We start from the raw sequence: 21,348 nt of genomic DNA, 5'->3' as shown, positions 1-21,348 counted from the left end.
CCGGCGTCGGGCCGAGATGAATGGGTCCCTCAAGCCTGGACACCCAACCGCCTTCGGGTCGGCGGGTAAACACAAGGGTGTTTGATTCCGTCAATCAGGCCAATGGACGCCCGAGAAAGTCGGATGGTGGCGGCTGTCTTGGGAACAGTCGCATTCCGCACCGTCACCAGGGCCGAATGCTGGCATCGGCGCCTCCGCGACGAGCCGCCAGCCTGGGACTGGCTGACGCCATCGCGCCGACATTCTGAGCGGCTATAATCACCGGGGTATAACGACGCCCCGGACACGCGGGGCGTGTTCGCCGCACCACCTCGTTTTGCCCTGGTCCGGACTGGCACGTTTCCCGTGATTGACGCCAAAATATCCGGTGCGACGCCGCAGTCCGACTGACAGAAGCGATTGCCAGCTTCAGCTCGCGTGCCAGCGCCGCGCTAACACGCCCGTGTTTACGCCAATCCGAAGCCCGACGGGTGCGTTGGCTTGAAGGACCCATTCATCGCAGCGTTACGCTGGTGTCGAGTGACAGAAGCGATGGACAGCTTCAGCTCGCGCGCCAAAGGCGCGCTAACACGCTGTGTTTCATTGGCAGATGGGGCATTTCATGGACTGGCCGGCGGGCGGTTCGGGGTGGTCCTTGTTTTCGAGCTGCGAGCGCGAATTGAACTTGTGGTAGCTGCGGCACTGTTTTTCGAAGGCGGCGTCGGCGGAGGCGGCGAGGGAGACCTTGAAGACCTCGTTGCCGCCGCCCTGGCCCGTGAGCTTGTCGAGCAGCCCGGGCTTTTTTTCGTTGCGCAGCGCGTCGAGCAGCGCGGATTTGACGTCGCGGTCGTCGCGGCCGACGTAGCGGACCTTGAACTTGCCGTCCTTGGTCTGCTCGCCGAGCGCGAAGGTGCCGGGGCCGCTCTGCTTCATCACGCGGTGGATCTCGTCGCGCGTGAAGGCGTACGGCCCGTCCATGTCCAGGGACGCCATGCGTGCCCCCTTCTTGCATCGCCCCGCCAGGTCGGGCGGGACGCTAGCCCCGCCGAGTTAGCGTGAAGTTAACCTGTCTGGGTCAAACGCCGGTTCTCGCGCGCCGGGCCGGGCGCTGGCATGCTCGCGCGCCGTGCGGGTGATGGAGGCGAGAGCGATGCCGACGTGGTTGGCGGTCACGGCCGGGTTGGCCGTGCTGCTCGCGGGCGGGCAGGCGTTCGTGCACGGATCGACGGGGGTGGCGCGGCAGCTCGGGCTTTCGCCATTGCTGATCGGGCTGACGCTGGTGGGCTTCGGAACCTCGCTGCCGGAACTGGTGACGAGCGTGCAGGCGGCGCGCGTGGGCGCACCCGGCATCGCGGTGGGCAACGTCGTGGGCTCCAACATCGCGAACCTGCTGCTGATCGGCGGGCTGGCGGCGGTGGTGACGCCGATCGCGGTGGCGCGCACGGCGCTGTGGCGGGACGGCGGGGTGATGCTGGCCGCCTCGCTGGCGTGCGCGGGGGTGCTGGCGACCGGCGTGGTAACGCGCTGGATGGGCGCGCTGCTGGTGCTGGCGCTGGTGGCCTACCTGATCGCGGCCTACCGCCACGAGCGCCGCGCAGGGCCGACGGCGGCGCACGACGCGGCGGCGGACCTGCCGGCCGCGCGGGCGATTCCGCACCGGCTGCTGGCCGGCGTGGCACTGGCGGCCTTGGGGCTGGCGGGCGTGGTGGCGGGCGCGGACCTGCTGGTGACGGGCGCGGTCGCGGTGGCGCGCGGCGCGGGGCTGTCGGAGGCGGCGATCGGGCTGACGCTGGTGGCGCTGGGCACCTCGCTGCCCGAGCTGGCGGTGTCCACGATCGCGGCCGCGCGCGGCCACACCGACGTGGCCGTGGGCAACATCCTGGGCAGCAACACCTTCAACCTGCTGGGGATTCTGGGCGTGACCGGCGCCATCGCGCCCATCGCCGTGCCGGCGAGCGTGGCGCGGCTGGACGTCTGGCTGATGCTGGGCGTGAGCGCGCTCTTCCTGGCGCTGGCGGCGAGCCGGGCCGGCGTGGCGCGGTGGGAGGGCGCGCTGCTCTTGCTGGCCTACGGCGGCTATCTGGGCGTGCTGATCGGGGTGCGGGGATAACCCAGGGCCGCGGCGCGCACGCCGCAGAGGCGCGCGCGGGCGCGGTCGAGCGCGGCTTTCTGGTCCGCGCCCTGCCCGTTGGCGAGGGCGGCGCGCGCGGCGGCGACGGCGGCCACGGCATCGCGGGCGAGGCGGTCGAGCCAGCGCGCGCGGCCGGCATCCAGCGCCGCGTTCAGCCCGGCGGCCCCGCCCAGGCGCAGCGCCACGCGCGCGTCCTCGGGCAGCACGCCGTCGACGTGGTTTTCCAGTTCGTGGCGGGGGTTTTCCAGGCCATCGCGAGCGTGGCGGTCGTCGCGCGTCATCATGGCGCGAGGGCAACATCGTCGAACCGCGAGAATCAAGGATAAAATTCCTAAAGGACAGGGCGCCTAGACATGCGTGGGTTTGCAGCGTGTGGTGGCAGCGCGCGAGCGTCCCGATGACCGAACACGCAGGGCAGTGGCAAGCCGATGGCCGTCCAAACGGGTCGCGCTCGAAAACAGCGCCGTCGAACCACGGATGCCGGGCGGATGCTTTGGCGCCACGTGCGTCGCCGCCAAGTGGATGGCGTCAAGTTCAGGCGTGAACAGCCCATCGGCCCGTACGTTGTCGATTTCGTGTGCCATGCATATCGGCTCGTCATTGAGGTGGACGGCGGGCAGCACGCCGCGAAGCGCGAAGCCGATGCGCATCGCACTCGGTATCTCGAAGCCTGCGGCTTCACCGTGCTGCGCTTCTGGAACAACGAGGTGCTCGAAGACCCGGCGGCTGTTGTCGCGACAATCCGGCGACACATGATCACGAGCTGAGCCTTGAGCCGGACATTTCGCAAGCTGCGGGCACGGCCCCTCCCTGTCCCTCCCCGGCGGGGAGGGAACCAACCCGCAACGCCGCGTGGGAAAACAGCGAACCGCGGCATGGAAACGAACGGGTCGGGGACGGCTCACCCAATCGTGCCTCGACATCATCGAAACGCCGGCCGTCACCCAGCGCAGCTCGGTCGTCCGATCAGGTGAAAAGGCTGTCGTTCTGGCGCGTCCGGGTCCCCTCCCCTGAGGGGGAGGGACAGGGAGGGGCAATGCTGGCGTTGGCAGGGCCCCTCACTGCGATGCCCAGACGATGCGGGCCATCCAGGCCAACTCCTCGGGGGCGAGCACGCGGTCGTCGTGATCGCGGTTGATGGAGACCAGTTCGACGCGGCGGGCGCTGCGGCGGTTCAGCTCCTTCGCCATGACCTCGCCCTCGACCGTCTTGGCGACGACGCGGTCGTGGCGGCGGATGTCCTGGTTGGGCGCGACCACGATCACCGTGCCGTCGCGGTAGGCGGGGGCCATGGAATCGCCCGTGATCTCCAGCGCGTAGGCGTTGGGGTCGCCGATCGCGGGGAAGAGCACCTCGTCCCAGCCGGTGCCCACCGGCATCCCGGCGTCGTCGAAATACCCCGATTCGCCGGCCTGCGCGTAGCCGATCACGGGGATGCGCTGGCCCAGGGCCTGGGCGTTCCCCTCCCCCATGAGCGCGACGAACTCCGCCATCGAGACGCCCGTGGCGTTGAGCACCTTGGCCAGCGACTCGGTGCTCGGCCAGCGCGGCGTGCCGTCGCCCGTGAGGCGCTTGGAGCGGTTGAACGCCGTGGCGTCCAACCCGGCCTTGCGGGCCAGCCCGCTGGTGGAGAGGCCGCTGCGCTCGGCGAGCGTGTCGAGCGCGCGCCAGATGTCGCGGTGGCGGATCATGGGAAAAGAATCGGATACACGGCCGGCCAAAGCATCAGGAATGTATACCTAATTCTGCGCTTGACCGCGGACCACAATCCGCTACCTTTGGGCGTGCAGAACATACCACGAACATCTTCCCGAAAAGCTGTGTTTGAGGAGGCCCCGCATGACGCAGGCTGCGCCCATGGAGCAGCCGGCGGCGGACGCGCTCGCCGGCGAGCCGTTCACCGACGCCGAGGAAGCCTGGTTCTGGTTCGTCCGGGCGCGCACGGCCCAGCAGGAGGGCGCGCGCCTGGCCGGCGGCATGAGCGACACGCCCCGGCCCTGCGAGCCGCTGGACGTGATGGCGGTGGTGGACCGGCTGTACCGCCGCCGCACGCTCTCGCACGAACACCTGCGGGTGCTGGCCCGCTACGGCCAGGAACTGGCGCGCCCCGACGCGGACGTGCCGCGCCAGCGCCGCGCCGCGACGCTGTGGCGGGAGGCGCTGGACATCCTGGCCCCGGCCCTGCGCGCCAAGGGCATCGTGGCGTGATGGCCGCCGCGGCCGGGGGTCCCGCCGCGGCGACGCCGCCCGCCCTCGTGATCTTCGCCGGGCGCGCCGAGCTGGGGTGGCTGCGCGTGCTCAAGCCGGGCTTCCGCCACTGCTTCGCCGCCGTGCACGACGGCCACGGCTGGATTCTCTACGACCCGCTCTCCCACGCCACGGACATCCGCGCCCTGCCGCCCGCCACCGCTGAGGACCTCGCCGCGTGGTTCCGCGCGCGCGGCCACACCGTGGTGGCCGTGCCCCGGCGCCGGGTGCGCCGCCGGCCCGCGCCCTGGGGGCCGTTTACGTGCGTCGAGGCGCTGAAACGCCTGCTCGGCATCCGCGCGCGGCGGGTGTGGACCCCGTGGCAGCTCTACCGCCATCTTCGGACGCCAGGCGGATATGCGGAACGTTGTCCTTGACACGAGAACAGAACGTGAATATACAGGCCGGGAAATCGCCACAAGCCTATCCAGCGGCCACCGCCACCCGGCGGTGGCCGTTTTCGATTCACGCAAAAAGGACGGCGCGCATGGGATTCCTGACACCGAGCCCCGCGCCGCCGCCCCGGGAGCCGGTGGTCGTCACCTCCGGCGGGCGGCAGTCGCAGCCCTCCAACGGCCAGCCGGACGACGGCGGCACCAGCACCAACGGCACCAACGGCAACGGTGGCGGCAGCAGCCCGCCGCCGGCCGCCGATCCGCCGCCGCCCGAGGACCGTTCCAACGATGACAACAACGCGAACGGCGGCAACGACGGCGGGTCCGGCACCCCCGTGCCCGGCACGGCGGCCGCCCGCGACGGCGACATCGACCGCAGCGCCGCGCGCCGACGCGACACCGGCCGCCCCTCGCTGGGCCTCGGCGGCAACGGCGGTACCGCCGACGCCGGCGGCGGCTCCCGGGGGAGCGGCAACACCAGCACCGGCGGTTCCGGCGGTTCCCGCTCGGGGGGCGGCCGGAACGACCGCTCCCGCGCCGGGTCCGGCGCCGGCGGCGGCACGTCGGATGGAACCGGCCGCTCCAGCGGCGGCGACGGCCAGCAATCGCGCGGCGAGGGGTCCGGCCAGTCCCGCAGCGAGCGGAACGACCGCCTGGGCACCAGCCTGCCGCCGGGCCGGCGCAACACCGGCATCCGCGAAACCGTCGTCACCGGCACCACCGGAATCCTCGCCGAGCGCTTCGACGGCCCGACGCGCAAGAACCTCCTGGGGGTGTAAGCCGTGAGCGAGCTCGATCCGCAAACCGTCCTGACCCGCTTCCAGCGCGCCAAGGAGCGCCGCGGCGCCTGGGAATCGCACTGGCAGGACTGCGTCGACCACACCCTGCCGCAGCGCGCGGCGGGCGTGGGCATGGCCGAGCCGGGCGGCCAGCGCCACGAGCGCCTGTTCGACGCCACGGCCGGCGACGCCGCCGAGCAGCTCGCCGCCAGCCTGCTGGCGGAGCTGACGCCACCGTGGTCGCGCTGGTTCGGGCTCACGCCCGGCGCGGCGCTGGACGCGGCCGACCGCGAGGCGCTCACCCCGCGCCTCGCCACGGCGGAGACGGTGGTGCAGGGCCACCTCGACCGCTCCAACCTCGCGACCGAGCTGCACCAGTGCTACCTGGACCTCGTCACCGTGGGCACCGCCTGCCTGCTGTTCGAGGAGGCGCCGGTGGGCGCGCGCAGCGCGTTCCGCTTCACCGCCGTGCCAATGCGCGAGGCGGTGCTGGACGAGGGCCCGCACGGCCAGCTCGACGTCGTCTTCCGCGCCACCAGCATGACGCCGGACCAGCTCGCCGCCCGCTACGGCGCGGACGCGCTGCCGCCGACGCTGGCGGAGGCCGCCGAGGGCCGCGGCGACGACACGCGCCACAGCGTCGTCGAGGCGGTGATCCCTGACGGCCACGCCTACAGCTACATGGCCGTGCTCGACCGCGCGATGGACGGCGGCGAGCCGATCCAGCTCGCCTCGGGGCGCTTCGCGCAATCGCCCTTCATCGCCTTCCGCTGGATGAAGGCGCCGGGCGAGACCTACGGCCGCTCGCCGGTGATGCGGGCGCTGCCCGACATCAAGACCGCCAACAAGGTCGTGGAGCTGACGCTCAAGAACGCCTCCATCGCCGTCAGCGGCATCTGGCAGGCGGACGACGACGGCGTGCTCAACCCCGCCTCGATCCAGCTCGCGCCCGGGACGATCATCCCCAAGGCGATGGGCTCCAACGGCCTCCAGCCCTTGCAAACGCCGGGCAGCTTCGACGTCTCCGACCTCGTGCTCAGCGACCTGCGCCAGCGCATCCGCTCGGCGATGCTGGTGGACCAGCTGGGCGCGGGCAGCCGCACGGACGTGACGGCGACCGAGGTGCTGGAGCGCTCGGCGGAAGTGACGCGCGTGCTCGGCGCCACCTACGGCCGCCTGCAGGCGGAGCTGCTGACCCCACTGATCCAGCGGGCGCTGGCCGTCCTGGCGCGGCGCGGGGAGGTCGAGCCGTTCAGCCTCGACGGCCGCTTCGTCGAGCTGCAGCACCGCTCGCCCCTGGCGCAGGTGCAGGCGCGCAAGGACGTCGCCAACACCGTCGCCTGGATCGAGCGCGTGGCGCAGGTCGGCCAGGCCGGGCTGGACGCCGTCGACATCCCCGAAACCGCGCGCTGGCTGGGGCGCACGCTGGGCGTGCCCGATGAGCTGATGCGCTCGGATGCCGCGATCACTGAGCGGCGCGTCCAGCGCCAGCAGCAGGCCGAAGCCGACGCCCCGCGCGAGCGCCCGGCCGCGTCCGAGGCGGCGCAAGGGACCGCGACCTCGCCCACGGGGCGCGTGGCCGATGGCTGACGAGGCCCCCGACCGCGTGCGCATCGAGCGCGCCTTCGCCCGCTGCTTCGCCGGGCCCGAGGGCGCGATGGCGCTGGCGCACCTGCGGCGCCTGACGCTCGAGCGCGCGCTCGGCCCCGAAGCGGACGATGCCGCCCTGCGCCACCTGGAAGGCCAGCGTCAGCTCGTCACCCGGATCGCCGCGCTCGTCGAGCGCGGCAGCACCCACCCCTGAGCGACAGGGAACCACACCATCATGGACCAGAACCTTCTCAAGCAGATGCTCGGCCGCCGGGGTGAGCGCGGCGGTCAGCGCGCGCGCCGCGCGGATAACGGGTCGGGCGACCAGCGCCTCGACGCCGTGGTTCAGGCCGTGCGCGAGATTCAGCAGCAGCTCGCCGGCCTGGGCGCGGCGCCCGACGCCATGCCCGACGTCGCCCGCCGGCCCGGCGAGGACGGCATGGATCCCGCCATGAATGGCGGGATGAATCGCGGCCGCATCCCGAGCCGGCCCGAGGACTACCCCATCGAGCCGCCGCACCCCATGGTGCAGCCGGACCCCGAGGTGAACCGCGCCCTGCACGGCGAGGGCTTCACCGACCGGCAGGCCCAGCTCGTCTACGACCTGGCTGCCGAGCGCATGCTGCCCGCCATCGAGGGCATGGCCCGCGAGTTCGAGGCCGACCGCCAGCAGGAGCGCCTGATCGAGCAGTTCGGCGGCGAGGACGCCTGGCGCGAGGTCGCCGACCAGCTCGCCACCTGGGGCCGCTCCCACCTGCCGCGCGAGGTCTTCGAGGCGCTGTCCACGACCTTCGAGGGCGTGATGACGATGCACCGCATGATGACCAGCGGCGAGCCCGGCATGACCCGCCAGGGCGGCGACGGCGCCCAGGGCGAGAGCGAGGACGAGCTGCGCCGCCTCATGGCCGACCCGCGCTACTGGCGCGACCGCGACCCGGCCACGGTCAAGCGCGTCCAGCAGGGCTTCCAGCGCCTCTTCCCGCAGCAGGGCTGACCGCCGCCATGCGGGCAACCGCCTACGTTCACATCAACCAGCACCGCATCCGCCGCAACCACCGCGAGGGCACGCGCGAGCCCGTGATCACGGTCAAGCGCGGCCGCGCCAACCACTACGGCCACGAGGTCGTCATCCACGACCGCGACGGCAACGAGGCCGCGCGCGTGGTCTACCGTCCGGATGCGCCGCTTCGCTGCGGCGCCCGCGTGTGGATCGAGACCGCCAACCCGGTCGCCGTCACCTGATTCCCGAGAACAACCCGGACGGATGCTGAGGCGCGGGGCGTCCCGACGGACCCCCGCCGCGCCGCCGCGGCGGTGGCCGCGCGGCCATCGCATCCGTCCGGGTTCCCGACCCCCAAGCGAGAGAGCGAGCGAGCCATGTCGCAATCCATCGACAAGGCATTCATCAAGCACTTCCAGTCGGAGGTGCACCAGGCCTACCAGCGCCAGGGCTCCAAGCTGCGCGCCACGGTGCGCAGCAAGTCCAACATCCAGGGCGCCACCACCGTCTTCCAGAAGGTCGGCCAGGGCGCGGCGACCACGAAGACGCGCCACGATCCGGTCGCGCCCATGACGCTCGACCACAGCAACGTCGAGTGCACCCTCACCGACTATTACGCCGGCGACTGGATCGACAAGCTGGACGAGCTGAAGGTCAACATCGACGAGCGCATGGTGGTCGCCAACGCGGGCGCCTACGCGCTGGGCCGCAAGACCGATCAGCTCATCATCAACGCCCTCGACAGCGCCAGCAGCAACGCCACCGTCGGCGGCTCTACGGGCGGGCTGACCAAGGACAAGGTGCTGGCCGCCTTCGAGCGCCTCGGCGCCAACGACGTTCCCGACGACGGCGAGCGCTACGCCGTCATCGGTTGGAAGCAGTGGTCCGACCTGCTCGCCATCCCCGAGTTCGCCAACGCCGACTACGTCGGCCAGGAGGACCTGCCGTGGAAGGGCACCCAGGCCAAGCGCTGGCTGGGCGCGCTGTGGATCCCGCACTCGGGCCTGAGCCTGGACGGCAGCGGCAACCGCATCTGCCACTGGTACCACAAGTCCGCCGTGGGCCACGCCGCCGGCGCCGAGGTGCAGACCGACATCACCTGGCACGGCGACCGCGCCGCGCACTTCGTCAACAACATGATGTCCCAGGGCGCCTGCCTGATCGACGAGAAGGGCATGGCCACGATGCTGGCCGCGGAGTGACGCCATGGCCTTCCGCGCGCGCAACTTGAGCGTGCTCGCCTACGCCAACGGCTTCACGCTCTGGCACTACATCACCGAGGACACGGGCGCCGCCGCCACGGCCGACGGCTACTTCGACGCCGCCTGCGAGATGCTGCGCGTGGGCGACGTCCTGGTCGCCAACCTGGACGCCGACGGGGACGCGGACACCGCGCTGCTCGCCGTGCGCACGAGCGGCGAGGAGGGCGTGCGCGTGCGCGACCTGACGGCAGGCACTCAACCCACCGACGGGTGATACATCCAATGGATGAATCGCCTTCGCGCCGGAATCGCGTAACCTGAGTCCAGGGGATACGGGCCGCGCGGCGACCCCCATCCGCCGGCCCGGCCTCTCCGTCCCCTGTGCGATCGCCGGCCCGCGGCGCTGTTCGTCACGCCGCGTGTCGCGACCGTCACCCGTGAGCCAAGGGGTACCCCCCGTGCCCCGTCCGTCCCCGGCTCGCTGGGCCGCCGAGGTCACCTCGGCGGCCCTCTTTTCTGCGCCCACGCCCCGCAGCCGTCCCGGTTTTTCTTTTTCAGGCCGTCCCACAGCCGCGGGTCCCGTCCGGGTTTTTCGGGCCGCCCCACAGCCGCGGACCCCGTCCCGGTATCCCGCCACCAACCTCGGAGCCCCCGCCAATGGCCGAGTCCGCCGCCGCCATCTGCACGCGCGCGCTCGTCATGCTGGGCGCGCGCCCCATCGCCAGCCTCGACGAGGCGGGCATGGAAGCCCGCGTCTGCCGCGAGCTCTACCCCGGCGTGCGCGACGCCGTGCTGTCGTCGCACCCGTGGAGCTTCGCCACCCGCCAGACGCGCCTGCCGCGCCTGGCCGAGCCGCCCGTCGCCGACTTCGCCCACGCCTTCCAGCTCCCCGCCGACTTCCTGCGCGCGCTCGCCGCCGGGCGCGACGGCCGCGGGGAGGGCGCGCGCTACCGCATCGTCGGGCGCACGCTGCACGCCGACGCCGAGGCCGTGATCCTCACCCACGTCTTCCGGCCGCGCGAAAGCGAGATCCCGCCCTTCGTCACCCAGGCGCTGGTCGCCCGCCTCGCCGCCGAGCTGGCGCTGCCGATCACGGAAAGCACCTCGCGCGCCGAGATGCTGGCCGAGCGCGCCGACCGCGAGGTGACGCGCGCCCAGCGCGTCGAGGCGCAGCAGGGCGTGCCACCCAGCCTGGAAACCTTCCCGCTCACCGCCGTCCGGGGCTGATCGGGATTCAAAGGTCGCAATCCACATCCCCACCCCTCTCGATCTCCCCCTCCCCTTCAGTGAAGGGGAGGGGGAGACGCGGTGCGGGGATACCCGCACCGCAGAGAGGGCGGGGTTGCATAAGGGGCCTCATACACGTGACCCGCCAGTACACCGCCAAGACCAACTTCACCGCCGGCGAAGTGACCCCGCAGCTGCTCGGCCGCGGCGACCTGCGCGCCTGGGAGAACGGGGCCACCGAGCTGACCAACGTGGTCCTGCATCCCACGGGCGGCGTCTCGCGCCGGGCCGGGCTGCACTTCCTGGCGGAGATGCCGGGGCCGGCGCGCCTGCTCAGCTTCGAGTTCAACACCCAGCAGATCTACCTGCTGGTGCTCAGCGACTTCCGCCTCGACGTCTACCAGGACGGCGAGCTGATCGCGGGCGACATCCAGGCGCCGTGGTGGCGCAGCATCCTCTTCGAGCTGACCTGGGTGCAAAGCGCCGACACCCTCTTCGTCGCCCACCCGGAGATGCGCACCCAGCTGGTCACGCGCACCGGCGCGGGCGCGTGGTCCATCGACCCCATGGAATTCTCCAACGACGGCTTCCACCAGCAGATCCCGCACCACAAGTTCGCCGACCGCGCGGTGACGCTGGAGCCCTCCGGCACCGACGGCACGATCACGGTCACCGCCTCCGCGCCGCTGTTCGAAAGCGACCATGTCGGCGTCGCCTTCCGCATGCGCGGCGGCGAGTTCCGCCCGCAGACGATCACCTCGGCCACCGAGGTCGAGGCCGACGTCACCATCCCGCTGGACAGCGCCGACGGCACGCGCGACTGGACGGAGGCCGCGTTCTCCAACGTGCGCGGCTGGCCGGGGGTGGTCGGCTTCCACCAGAACCGCCTGGTGCTCGGCGGCTCGCGCGACCTGCCCAACCACATCTGGCTGTCGCAGACCTCGGACATCTTCAACTTCGACCTCGACGAGGGCCTGCCCGACGAGGCCATCCACTTCTCGCTGCTGTCGGATCAGGTGAACGCGATCCGCGGCCTGCTCTCCATGGCGGAGCTGCAGATCTTCACCAGCGGCGGCGAGTGGGTGGTCACGGGCGACCCCCTCACCCCAGAATCCGCCCAGGTGCGCCGCCAGACCGAGGTGGGCTCGCGCGGCGACCGCTTCGTCCCGCCGCGGCGCGTGGACGGCGCCAGCGTCTTCGTGTCCTGGACCGGCGACAGCCTGCGCGAGTTCGTCGTCACCGAGGCGGGACGCGGCTTCGAGACCAACGACCTGACGCTGCTCGCCGACCACATGGTCACGGACGTGATCGACATCGCCTTCGACGAGTCCAACCGCCTGCTCTACGCGGTTCTCGGCGACGGCACCTGGGCCACGCTCACGCAGTTCCGCGACGAGCGCGTCACCGCCTGGACCCGGCACGAGACGCAGGGGACCGTGAAGGCCGTCGCCGTCGTGCGCGACTTCGTCTACATGCTGGTCGAGCGCGGTCTCACCCACCTGCTGGAGGTCTTCGAGGCGGGGCTGAACACGGATTCCGCCCTCACCGGCGAGCGCGACACGCCCACCGACACCTGGACGGGCCTGGATCATCTCGAAGGCGAAACGGTCGCCGTGGTCGCCGACGGCCACGTGCGCGCCCGCCAGACGGTCGAGGACGGACAGATCGTGCTCGACGAAGCGGTGGCTGAGATCGAGGCGGGCCTGCCCTACACCCACGTCGTCGCGCCCATGCCGCCGCTGGCGCGCTCGGCGCTGGGCACCGGCTACACCGTGCGCGTGCGCCTGATCGAGGCCGCCTTCCGCCTGCGCGACACCGCGGAGCTGCGCGTCGACACCGGCGCCGGGCCCGAACCCGTCCCCTTCCACGCCTACGACGACAACCTGCTCAACATGCCCGTCACCCCCGTAACGGGCGATCAGCACGTGCGCGCGCTGGGCTGGCAGGACAACGGCACGAAGCCGCTCTGGCGCATCGTTGGCGACGCGCCCGTGCCCTTCACCCTGCTCAGCGCCACCACCGAAACGAAGGTGAACGACTGATGGCCGGTCTCCAATCCGCCGTACCCACGATCATCAGCGAGGGCGCCGACCTCATCTCCCAGAGCCAGGCCACGGGCCAGCAGCGTCCCGTGGTGGTCCAGCCGCCCCCGATCGACGAAGACCCCCGTGTCGAGGACATCCTCAACGAAGCCGAGCGCCGCGAGGAAAGCACCCTGCTGGAGCGCGAGCGCCGCCAGGCCCAGCGCCGGGAAGAGCTGGAAGCCGAACAGGCGCGCGCCCGCGTGCGCTCGGCCGCCAACAACACCGCCGGCAGCGGCACCGCCGAGGCCATCCGCGACGACAACCGCCAGGACGCCGAACGGGAGCAGACCTTCGACAACCGCGAAACCCAGCAGCAGCTCGACCGGATCGACGCCGACCGCCGCCGCAACCTCCTCGACGTCGCCCGCGAACGCCGCCGCGCCTCCATCGGCCTGCAACGCCAGTTGCAAGCCCGGTAATTCGTAGCAGCGGAATCTCGCCAGGGTCCTTTCTCCTTCAGGAGAAAGACGGAATGAGGCCATGCGTCCCGCTCTCTGATCCCCCGGATAGTCCCCGTCAAAACGCGGACCCACCCGACAACGGACCCGAACCATGCTCACGGTCGAGGACACCCGGCCGTTCGTCCAGTACGTGGCGGACGGCAGCCAAACCGACTTCACCTTTCCCTTCGCCATCACGGACGCCGCCGACCTCGTGGTCACCTTCGACGACGGCGCCCCGCCCACCAGCCACACCGTCTCCGGCGTGGGGCAGTCCGACGGCGGCACCGTCACCTTCGACAGCGCGCCCGCGGCCGACACGCGCATCACCATCCACCGCGCGGTGACGATCGCACGCACCACCGACTTCGTCGCCGGCGGCGCCTTCCGCGCCAGCGCCATCAACGCCGAGCTGGACCGCCTGACGATGATGCTCCAGGACCTCGGCGTGCGCGCCGACACGGCCGTGCGCCGCGCGCCCTTCGACGTCGACGGGCCCGACCTCGTGCTTCCCGACACGGCGGCCCGCGCGTCCAGCGTGCTCGCCTTCGACGCCAACGGCGCCGTCACCGCGCTGCCGGACCTCAAGCAGCGCGCGGAAACGGCCATCGCCAAGGCGGACGAAGCCGAGCAGTCGGCCACGGACGCCGCCAACAGCGCCGACGCGGCGGCCACGTCCGCCAGCAACGCCCAGAGCAGCGCGGACAGCGCCAGCACCTCGGCATCCAACGCCGACACCGACGCCGCCAACGCGGCCGATTCCGCCAGCGCCGCCGACACCAGCGCCACGAACGCCGCGCAATCCGCCACGGATGCGGCGGACAGCGCGAGCACGGCCCACGCCTGGGCGGAGGAAGCCGAGGATGTCGAGGTCGCCAGCGGCGAGTTCTCCGCCCACCACTGGGCCAAGAAGGCGGCGGCGGAGCTGCCAAGTGAACGCACACGCGCCGACCTCGCCATCCAGCGCACGCGCTGGGGGCTGGCCGTGCCCTCGGTGGCGGCGGTCCCCGCCTTCGCGCTCGACTTCCCCAACGAGCTGGGCCTGGACCACCTCTCGGTCACGCGCGCCAGCGAGGGCACCTACCGCGCCCCGGACGGCGCCATCCGCACGGCCGGCGCGGACACCCTGCGCCTGGACCACGACCCGGCCACCGGGGCGCCCCTGGGCGCGCTGGTGGAGCCGGAGCGCACCAACCTGCTGCACGACAGCTTCAATCCCGCCGACCAGACGCGCACGCTCGCCGCCGGCACCTACACCGTCTCGCTGGTCGGCAGCGGCAGCGTCGACCTCTCCGGCGGCGCCACGGGCACGGTGAGCGAGGGCGCGCCCCTCACCTTCACGCTGGACGCCCAGGCGGACGTCACCTTCGCCGTCAGCGGCGCGGTCACGGCCTTTCAGTGCGAGGCCGGAACGCTTCCCACGAGCCTGATCGCCACGCCCTCGGGCGGCACGGCCACGCGCGCGGCCGACGACGTCCACGTCACCAACCTGGGCTGGCTCAACGGCGACGGCGGATCGGTGGTGGTGCAGGCGCACCTGCCGCGCGTCTCCACGAGCGACGCCCAGCGCCTGCTGACGCTGGAGAACGACGAGCCCGACCGCCACAACCTCTTCTGGAACGGCGCCAACACGCGCGCGCTGCTGTTCGCCAAGGCGGGCGGCACCAGCCAGAGCATCGTCTCGGGCCTGATCGACGGCTGGGCGGACGGGGAAACGCACACGCTCGGCTTCACCTTCGGCACCGGCGACCGCCGCCTTTTCGCCGACGGCAGCAAGGAAGCGGCGGACACGATCGCCGCCCCCGCCACGCCCACGCTGATGCGCCTGGGCAGCTTCCACGCGGGCGGCTACTGGACCGGGCAGATCACGCGCATCGCCGTCTACAACCGCGTCCTCAGCGACGCGCAGATGACCGCGCTCACAGGATGAGGAGTGACGATGCATGCAGCATGCATCCAACGCGGAACCGCCGGACGGCGACGATCCCCAAGCGGACACGCCGGCGGCGATCGCCACCGCGCGGTCGGACGTGGCGACGGCGCTGCCGGGGCTGATCCGCCACGCGCTCGCCACCTACACGGCGGCGGCCACGGTGGAACCGGCGGAACAGCCCAAGGAACAGACGGCCCAGCAGCAGGCGGCGAAAACCGCGCTCACGCATCTGGAAACCTTGCTGCGCCTCGCGCGCAATCTGGCGCCGCCGGCAACCGAGCCCAGCGACGCGCCCGGCGAAGCGGACACGGACGCGGCGGCGGAACCGGCCGATCCGGCGGGGATGCTGCGGGCGGCGCGGGCGGCGGTGCATCGCCTGCGGGCGTGAGCGTCCCCGGCTTTCCGGAGTTCGTCTGGCTCTGGTACCGCCAGCAGGGCGCGAGCACGCCGCGCCTGCACCTGCGCATCGCCGACTGGCTGGCCGAGCGCTGGCGCCGCGGCGAGCGCGAGCTGCTGCTGATGGCGTTCCGCAGCGCCGGCAAGTCCACGATCCTGGGCCTCTTCGCGGCGTGGCTGCTCGGCCGCGACCCCGACCGGCGCATCCTCGTCCTGGCGGCGGACCAGGCGCTCGCGGTGAAGATGGTGCGCAACGTCAAGGCGATCGTGGAGCAGCACGCCTTCCTGGCGGCGCTGCGGCCCGAGCGCGCGCGCCAGTGGGCGAGCGACCGCTTCACCGTCGCCCGCCCCTCGGAGCTGCGCGATCCCTCGGTGCTCGGCCAGGGCGCGACCGGCAACATCACGGGCTGCCGCGCCGACGTCGTCATCGGCGACGACGTGGAGGTGCCCAACACCGCCGACACGGGCGAAAAGCGCGCCGAGCTGCGGCGCCGCCTGGCGGAGCTGGACTACGTGCTCACGCCGGGCGGGGTGCAGCTCTACGCCGGCACGCCGCACACCTACTACACCATCTACGCGCGCGAGCCGCGGCCGGAGGTGGGCGAGCACGAACCCTTCCTCGCGGGTTTCGCGCGCCTGGAGATCCCGCTGCTGGACGAGGAAGGCCGCTCGGCGTGGCCGGAGCGCTACCCGCCCGAGCAGATCGCCGCCATGCGCCGGCGCTCGGGGCCGAACAAGTTCGCCAGCCAGATGCAGCTCCAGCCGGTGAACGTGGCGGAGAGCCGCCTCGATCCCGACCGCCTCGTGCCCTACGAGGCCGAGCTGGCCTACCAGGAGGGCAACCAGCAGGCCGTGCTCTCGCTCATGGGCCGGCGGCTGGTCTCGGCGAGCTGCTGGTGGGACCCCGCCTACGGCGCGCCCACGGGCGGGGATTCCAGCGTCATCGCCGCCGTCTTCGTCGACGACGCGGGGCGCTACCACCTGCACCGCATCGCCTACCTGACCCACGACCCGGCGCGCGCGGCGGAGGTGGACGAGGCCACCCAGCTCTGCCGGCAGGCGGCGGCCTTCGCGCGCGACCTCTACCTGCCGTCGATCGCGCTGGAGACCAACGGCGTCGGCCGCTTCCTGCCGGGGCTGCTGCGGCGCGAGCTGGCGCGCATGGGCGTGCCCTGCGCCGTCACCGAGATCGCCAGCCGCCGCCCCAAGGCCACGCGCATCCTGGAAGCCTTCGACGCACCGCTCGCGGCGGGCGTGCTCTACGCCCACGCCAGCGTCCGCGACACGCCCTTCGTGCGCGAGATGCGCGAATGGCGGCCCGAAGCCTCGGGCCAGCGCGACGACGGCCTGGATGCGGTGGCCGGCGCGCTCGCCAGCGAACCCGTGCGCCTGCCGCGCCACCCGCCCGTGGGCCGCCGGTCGTGGCCCGGCCACGGCGGCGCCGTCCACGGCCGCTTCAGCGTGTGAGCGGAGCAGCGACGCAGCTCCCCCACACGTCATTGCCCGCTCGCTGGCCTTCGGCCAGCGACTGCGTGTTCAACCGGGCAATCCCGCCCATCCATGCCACCGGACCCCGTTCCGGTTACCCGTTCTGGTTACCCGATCCGGTGGTCGCCAACCCCCGAGATCGCGGGGAACCTGCACCGGGCGCCCCCATCACCCCCACCCGATCGCCTTGCGGCGATCGACCTCCCCCTCTTCCTGAATGGAAGAGGGGGAGGTGGTTCACGGCGCGGCCAGACGCCCCCTTCAGCGGTCCCGGCCACCCGATCGAGGGAACCGGGAGCGCCCCGGCGGATCACCTCCCCCTCTTCGGCGAAGAGGGGGAGGTCGGATGGCGCCAGCCATCCGGGTGGGGGTGATGTCCGTGTCCGACACCCCCAGCAACTTCCCGCCAAGAAAGCCCCCCGTGCCGCCACGGCACGGGGGGCTTTTTCGTTCCACGCCTGCAACGACAAAGGAGGACAGCCACGATGACAGCCGCGGCCATCCACGACCCACTCGTTCCCGTGCCGCAGCCGCGCCGCCTGCTGCGCGGCCTGCGCATCGCCCGCCTGCTGGATCGCCTGACAACGCGGAGGTGGACATGACCGCCGCCCCCGAGCTGAGCGAACGCGTCGCCGGGCGGCTCTACGCCCACGGCGACCACGCCGTGCGCACGCTGGAGGCGGTCGCCGCCGCCGAGGCCAACCGCGTGCGCCGCACCCGCGAGCTGCCCGAGGCCGACCCGCCGCCGACCGGCGACCGCCTCGCCGCGATGTGCCGGCGCATCGCCCGGCGCGCGCTCGCCACCCGGCGGGCGGACGGGATCGACGGCGCCACCGCCTACCACGAGGCGGGCGAAAGCCCGGCCTGGGCGCGCGCCGAGCGTCCGGTGGCCCAGGTGGGGGAGATGCTGTTCTACGATCCGGCCGGGTCGGCGGGCGGCGAAACCGGATCGCAGCACTCTTGATTGCCCCGTCGCGCCCGGGTATCAGGGCGCCGGTCGCCCGCCGCGCGAGGGGAGTCATGGATCTGTACAGCGCCCTGGGGCCGCTGCTCCGCCACCTGGAGCCCGAACGCGCGCACGCCCTGACGCTGCGCGCGCTGCGCTGGGGCCTGGCGCCGGCCCACGCGCCGACAACCGACCCCATTCTGCGCCAGCACATCTGGGGCATCGATTTTTCGAACCCCATCGGGCTCGCCGCCGGGTTCGACAAGAACGCCGAGGCGGTGGACGGGCTGTTCCAGCAGGGCTTCGGCTTCGTCGAGGTGGGCACCGTCACCCCGCGCCCGCAGCCCGGCAACGCGCGCCCGCGCGTCTTTCGGCTGCCGGAGGACGACGCCGTCATCAACCGCCTGGGCTTCAACAGCGCGGGCGTGGCGGTGGTGCGCGACCGCCTGGCCGCCCTGCACAGCCGCGGCGTCGCGGGCCCCGTGGGCGTCAACGTGGGCAAGAACCGCGACCGCGTGGACGCGCCCACGGAATACGCCTGGGCGGCGGGCGCGCTCGCGCCCTACGCCGACTACGTCACGATCAACGTCTCCTCACCCAACACACCGGGGCTGCGCGACCTTCAGGGGGCGGACAAGCTGGGCCACCTGATCGCCCGCGTGCGCGAGGCCATGGACGCGGCCTGCCCCGAGGGCGCGCCGCCGCTGCTGCTCAAGGTCGCGCCCGACCTGGAGATGGCGGCGATGGCCGACATCGCCAGCGTCGTCTTCGCCCAGCACGTCGACGGCCTGATCGTCGGCAACACCACCACCAGCCGGCCCAAGGCGCTGCGCGGCGGCTACCGCACCGAGCGCGGCGGGCTCAGCGGGCGGCCGCTGTTCGAGCTGTCCACCCACGTGCTCAAGACGATGTACGCGCTCACCGAAGGGCAGGTGCCCATCGTCGGCGTGGGCGGCATCGCCAGCGGCGCCGACGCCTACGCCAAGATCCGCGCCGGGGCCAGCCTGGTGCAGCTCTACACCGCCCTGATCTACCACGGGCCCGCACTGGTGCCGTCGATTGCATCCGACCTCGCCGCCCGCCTGCGCGCCGACGGCTTCGAGTCGATTGCCGCCGCCGTTGGGGCCGATGCCTGACGATTCTCGGCCCGGGTGTGCGCAGCAGGTTCCCATGCGGTGGCTTTGATCCTGTACCGGGTCAATCCGGTTCGAACCTTTCAATCCGACCCCGCTCCCTCTAACGTACGAGCCGGCGATTGACCTGTTGGTTGATCTTGAAATACACGCAATGCAAACTTTTTGTTACCAAACAATTGCGCGGAGGCGCGCGATGAGCGGGACGGTCAACACAGGGCAAGCGCGTCAGCTCTGTGAGCTGGTGGCGCACCATTCGGACGGCGCGCTGGACGGCGCGGCGCTGGTGGACAGCGTGCGGGTTCCGGCGATCGCGACCACGGCGCCGCCTCATCCGCAGGTGGTGGCCTGCAACACGGCCTTCGCCGAGATGTGCGGCTACACGCGCGACGACATCGTGGGCGGCACGCCGGAGATGCTCCAGGGCCCGGAGACGGACCGGGAGGCCGCGCACGCCTTTGTGGAAACCCTGCGGGAAAAGGGCCGGGCGACGACGCAGCTGGTGAACTACCGCCAGGACGGCTCTCCCTATCAGGTCTCCATCCATGCCACCCGGGTGACGCAGGCCGCCGACGCCAGCAGCGGCGGGCCGATTTATGTCGCGTTCGAAGAACCGATCTACACCGACCGCGAAGCGGTGATCGCCCGCGACGATCCGCGCGCGGCGGCGACGGGCGTGGAGAACATCCTGCGCTGCGTCACCAACCTGAGCTACCGGCGCGGCATGCCGCCCTCGCAGTGGGCCGCCCTGCGCTACTTCGCCCGCGCGCACGAGGGCGCGCGCAACCTGACCGCCTTCGCGCGCCAGCATCAGGTGACGATGGGCACGGCCTCCAGCACGGTGTCGTCGTTGGTGAACAAGGGCTATCTCGTCAAGCACGCCTTCCGCGGGCCCATCGAGATCACCGAAGCCGGCGAGAGCATGCTGGCCGACGACCCCATGCACGACATCGTGGCCGCCTTCGCCGAGATGCCGCTGGACCAGCGCGTCCAGGCGAGCGACATCCTGGCCGAACTGCGCGAGCAACTGGACTGCGACGGCGGCGGCTGACCGGCCGGCTAGCGCTTGGAGCGGACGCGCGCCTGTGGCACACAGCCGAGCCGCACCCGCGCCACCGAGAGCCGGACCGCCCATGACCGCCCAAAAGCCCCCGACGGCGCCGCCCATCCACAACGGTCTCGCCGAGCTCGCCGGCTGCTACGATCACCTCATCCTGGACCTCTGGGGCGTGCTGCACGACGGCGTGCACGCCTATGCCCACGCCGTGGACACGCTGCGCCGCCTGCGCGCGGCGGGAAAGCAGATCCTCGTGCTCTCCAACGCCCCGCGCGGGGTGGCGACCATCCGCCAGCAGATGCGCCGCCTGGGGCTCACGGACGACCTTTACGACCTGCTGATGTCCTCGGGCCAGGACGTGCACGAGCACCTGCGCGAGCGGCCCGACGCCTGGTACCGCCACCTGGGCCGGCGCATGTACCACATCGGCCCCGAGCGCGATCACGACATCCGCGAGGGCCTGGACGTGGAGCTGGTGCACGACGTCGAGGTCGCCGAGTTCCTGCTCGTCACCGGCCCGCCGGAGCCGGAAAAGGGCCTGGCGCCGTGGGAGCCCTTCCTCACGCGCGCCGCCCAACGCGGGCTGCCGCTCATCTGCGCCAACCCGGACGTGGTGGTGATGCGCGGCGAGGCCGAGGAGATGTGCGCCGGCGCCCTCGCCCAGCGCTACGAAGAGTTGGGCGGGGCGGTGCGCTACCACGGCAAGCCCACCCCCGGCATCTACCGCACCTGCTTCGAGATGCTGGGCAGCCCCGACCCGGCCAGCGTCATGGCCGTGGGCGACAGCCTGCCCACCGACATCGCGGGCGCCACCGCCGCCGGCATCACGGGCGTGCTCGTGACGGGCGGCATCCACGCCGGCGATCTGGGCGTGCGCATGGGCGAGGCACCCGCGCCCGAGGCCCTGGCCCGCCTGTGCGACGCCAAGGGCATCTGGCCCAGCGCCGCCATCCCGGCGTTCCGGTGGTGACACCTTAGAGCATCGTGCGTGAAATCGTGTCTGCCGAGAAGGCCGGAAACCTCACGCTAGGTTCCTGTCTTTCCTGTGCGAGCAGATTCCGCGCCTGCGGCGCGGGACACGTCAGTCCCACGCCCTTCGGCGTGGTAGCCGTGTGGCTGTCCACGCACGAGCAAGCAGAATCACTCGCGTGATTCTGCTTTACGGCGATCTGCTCTAACCGGCGGCGGCGATGCCCGCCCTGGCGCGCTGCATCAGCTCCGCAAAGCCGGGGAAGGAGGTGGCGATCGCCCCGGCGTCGTCGATCGCCGTGCCGTGGCGGCTGGCGAGCCCGAGCACCAGGAAGCTCATGGCGATGCGGTG

The 21,348-nt window shown here is 72.1% G+C and carries 25 protein-coding genes; 21 read left to right on the top strand and 4 right to left on the bottom strand.

The features are described 5' to 3' along the window. Positions 1-579: 579 nt before the first annotated feature. A complete protein-coding gene (locus tag BLQ43_RS13830; protein WP_090022447.1) occupies positions 580-972 on the bottom strand; it encodes a hypothetical protein in 393 nt (130 codons plus the stop codon). A 157-nt stretch (positions 973-1,129) separates the two neighbouring features. On the opposite strand from BLQ43_RS13830, the gene BLQ43_RS13825 reads away from it, so the two are divergent. Further along, the gene (locus tag BLQ43_RS13825) at positions 1,130-2,089 is read left to right on the top strand and encodes a calcium/sodium antiporter (RefSeq protein WP_090022443.1); all 960 of its coding nucleotides are present in this window, start codon (positions 1,130-1,132) and stop codon (positions 2,087-2,089) included. Here BLQ43_RS13825 and BLQ43_RS13820 read toward each other — a convergent pair. Then, complete coding sequence (locus BLQ43_RS13820; protein ID WP_090022439.1) at positions 2,056-2,394, bottom strand: hypothetical protein; 339 nt, start codon at positions 2,392-2,394, stop codon at positions 2,056-2,058. The two genes, BLQ43_RS13825 and BLQ43_RS13820, sit on opposite strands and share 34 nt — an antisense overlap. Positions 2,395-2,538: 144 nt before the next feature. Between BLQ43_RS13820 and BLQ43_RS13815 the strand changes: the two genes are divergently transcribed. Further along, complete coding sequence (locus BLQ43_RS13815; RefSeq protein ID WP_090022436.1) at positions 2,539-2,877, top strand: endonuclease domain-containing protein; 339 nt, start codon at positions 2,539-2,541, stop codon at positions 2,875-2,877. 291 nt (positions 2,878-3,168) lie between these two features. On the opposite strand, the gene BLQ43_RS13810 is transcribed toward BLQ43_RS13815, so the two are convergent. After that, positions 3,169-3,801, bottom strand: coding sequence for a S24 family peptidase (locus tag BLQ43_RS13810; protein WP_090022433.1), 633 nt, complete (start codon positions 3,799-3,801; stop codon positions 3,169-3,171). A 148-nt stretch (positions 3,802-3,949) separates the two neighbouring features. On the opposite strand from BLQ43_RS13810, the gene BLQ43_RS13805 reads away from it, so the two are divergent. The 19 genes from BLQ43_RS13805 to BLQ43_RS13715 all read left to right on the top strand — a co-directional run bounded on the left by BLQ43_RS13805 (position 3,950) and on the right by BLQ43_RS13715 (position 20,997). Then, positions 3,950-4,318, top strand: coding sequence for a hypothetical protein (locus BLQ43_RS13805; protein WP_090022428.1), 369 nt, complete (start codon positions 3,950-3,952; stop codon positions 4,316-4,318). After that, entirely contained in the window at positions 4,318-4,734 is a 417-nt protein-coding gene (locus BLQ43_RS13800; RefSeq protein WP_090022424.1) for a hypothetical protein, read from the top strand. Before BLQ43_RS13805 ends, BLQ43_RS13800 begins: the two co-directional genes overlap by 1 nt. A gap of 110 nt (positions 4,735-4,844) precedes the next feature. After that, on the top strand, positions 4,845-5,531 hold the full coding sequence (locus BLQ43_RS13795; protein ID WP_090022416.1) for a hypothetical protein: 687 nt from the start codon (positions 4,845-4,847) through the stop codon (positions 5,529-5,531). A gap of 3 nt (positions 5,532-5,534) precedes the next feature. Then, positions 5,535-7,121, top strand: a complete 1,587-nt coding sequence (locus BLQ43_RS13790; protein ID WP_090022412.1) for a portal protein — start codon at positions 5,535-5,537, stop codon at positions 7,119-7,121. Next, positions 7,114-7,335 (top strand): Bbp19 family protein, encoded by a 222-nt coding sequence (locus BLQ43_RS13785; RefSeq protein WP_176758696.1) that lies wholly within the window; start codon positions 7,114-7,116, stop codon positions 7,333-7,335. The genes BLQ43_RS13790 and BLQ43_RS13785 overlap by 8 nt, the downstream gene beginning before the upstream one ends. A 21-nt stretch (positions 7,336-7,356) precedes the next feature. After that, on the top strand, positions 7,357-8,115 hold the full coding sequence (locus tag BLQ43_RS13780; protein ID WP_090022407.1) for a capsid assembly protein: 759 nt from the start codon (positions 7,357-7,359) through the stop codon (positions 8,113-8,115). Positions 8,116-8,123: 8 nt separating this feature from the next. Then, positions 8,124-8,363: a hypothetical protein gene (locus BLQ43_RS13775; RefSeq protein ID WP_090022403.1), complete on the top strand. Its 240-nt coding sequence runs from the start codon at positions 8,124-8,126 to the stop codon at positions 8,361-8,363. Positions 8,364-8,498: 135 nt separating this feature from the next. Continuing rightward, a complete protein-coding gene (locus BLQ43_RS13770; RefSeq protein WP_090022399.1) occupies positions 8,499-9,323 on the top strand; it encodes a phage capsid protein in 825 nt (274 codons plus the stop codon). Positions 9,324-9,327: 4 nt separating this feature from the next. Further along, the gene (locus BLQ43_RS13765) at positions 9,328-9,597 is read left to right on the top strand and encodes a hypothetical protein (RefSeq protein WP_090022395.1); all 270 of its coding nucleotides are present in this window, start codon (positions 9,328-9,330) and stop codon (positions 9,595-9,597) included. 383 nt (positions 9,598-9,980) lie between these two features. After that, positions 9,981-10,550, top strand: a complete 570-nt coding sequence (locus BLQ43_RS13760; protein WP_090022391.1) for a phage connector family protein — start codon at positions 9,981-9,983, stop codon at positions 10,548-10,550. A gap of 137 nt (positions 10,551-10,687) precedes the next feature. Continuing rightward, the gene (locus tag BLQ43_RS13755) at positions 10,688-12,592 is read left to right on the top strand and encodes a phage tail protein (RefSeq protein ID WP_090022388.1); all 1,905 of its coding nucleotides are present in this window, start codon (positions 10,688-10,690) and stop codon (positions 12,590-12,592) included. Then, positions 12,592-13,053, top strand: a complete 462-nt coding sequence (locus tag BLQ43_RS13750) for a hypothetical protein (RefSeq protein ID WP_090022384.1) — start codon at positions 12,592-12,594, stop codon at positions 13,051-13,053. Before BLQ43_RS13755 ends, BLQ43_RS13750 begins: the two co-directional genes overlap by 1 nt. Positions 13,054-13,186: 133 nt before the next feature. Further along, on the top strand, positions 13,187-15,004 hold the full coding sequence (locus BLQ43_RS13745; protein ID WP_090022381.1) for a hypothetical protein: 1,818 nt from the start codon (positions 13,187-13,189) through the stop codon (positions 15,002-15,004). Between the two features lie 13 nt (positions 15,005-15,017). Next, entirely contained in the window at positions 15,018-15,395 is a 378-nt protein-coding gene (locus BLQ43_RS14770) for a hypothetical protein (RefSeq protein ID WP_090022376.1), read from the top strand. Then, a complete protein-coding gene (gene terL / locus BLQ43_RS13735; RefSeq protein ID WP_090022373.1) occupies positions 15,392-16,870 on the top strand; it encodes a phage terminase large subunit in 1,479 nt (492 codons plus the stop codon). Before BLQ43_RS14770 ends, terL begins: the two co-directional genes overlap by 4 nt. Positions 16,871-17,489: 619 nt before the next feature. Further along, on the top strand, positions 17,490-17,855 hold the full coding sequence (locus BLQ43_RS14700) for a cell wall hydrolase (protein ID WP_090022370.1): 366 nt from the start codon (positions 17,490-17,492) through the stop codon (positions 17,853-17,855). 56 nt (positions 17,856-17,911) lie between these two features. Continuing rightward, complete coding sequence (locus BLQ43_RS13725) at positions 17,912-18,973, top strand: quinone-dependent dihydroorotate dehydrogenase (protein WP_090022367.1); 1,062 nt, start codon at positions 17,912-17,914, stop codon at positions 18,971-18,973. Between the two features lie 193 nt (positions 18,974-19,166). Beyond that, on the top strand, positions 19,167-20,021 hold the full coding sequence (locus BLQ43_RS13720; RefSeq protein ID WP_176758694.1) for a PAS domain-containing protein: 855 nt from the start codon (positions 19,167-19,169) through the stop codon (positions 20,019-20,021). Between the two features lie 82 nt (positions 20,022-20,103). Then, complete coding sequence (locus tag BLQ43_RS13715; protein ID WP_090022359.1) at positions 20,104-20,997, top strand: TIGR01459 family HAD-type hydrolase; 894 nt, start codon at positions 20,104-20,106, stop codon at positions 20,995-20,997. Between the two features lie 204 nt (positions 20,998-21,201). Here BLQ43_RS13715 and BLQ43_RS14495 read toward each other — a convergent pair whose 3' ends face one another. Beyond that, positions 21,202-21,336 (bottom strand): hypothetical protein, encoded by a 135-nt coding sequence (locus tag BLQ43_RS14495; protein ID WP_437123486.1) that lies wholly within the window; start codon positions 21,334-21,336, stop codon positions 21,202-21,204. Between the last annotated feature and the right edge of the window lie 12 nt (positions 21,337-21,348).

This window comes from Limimonas halophila, from assembly GCF_900100655.1.
Classification (GTDB): Bacteria; Pseudomonadota; Alphaproteobacteria; order Kiloniellales; family Rhodovibrionaceae; genus Limimonas; species Limimonas halophila.
This window is presented reverse-complemented; position numbering and strand designations above follow the sequence as displayed.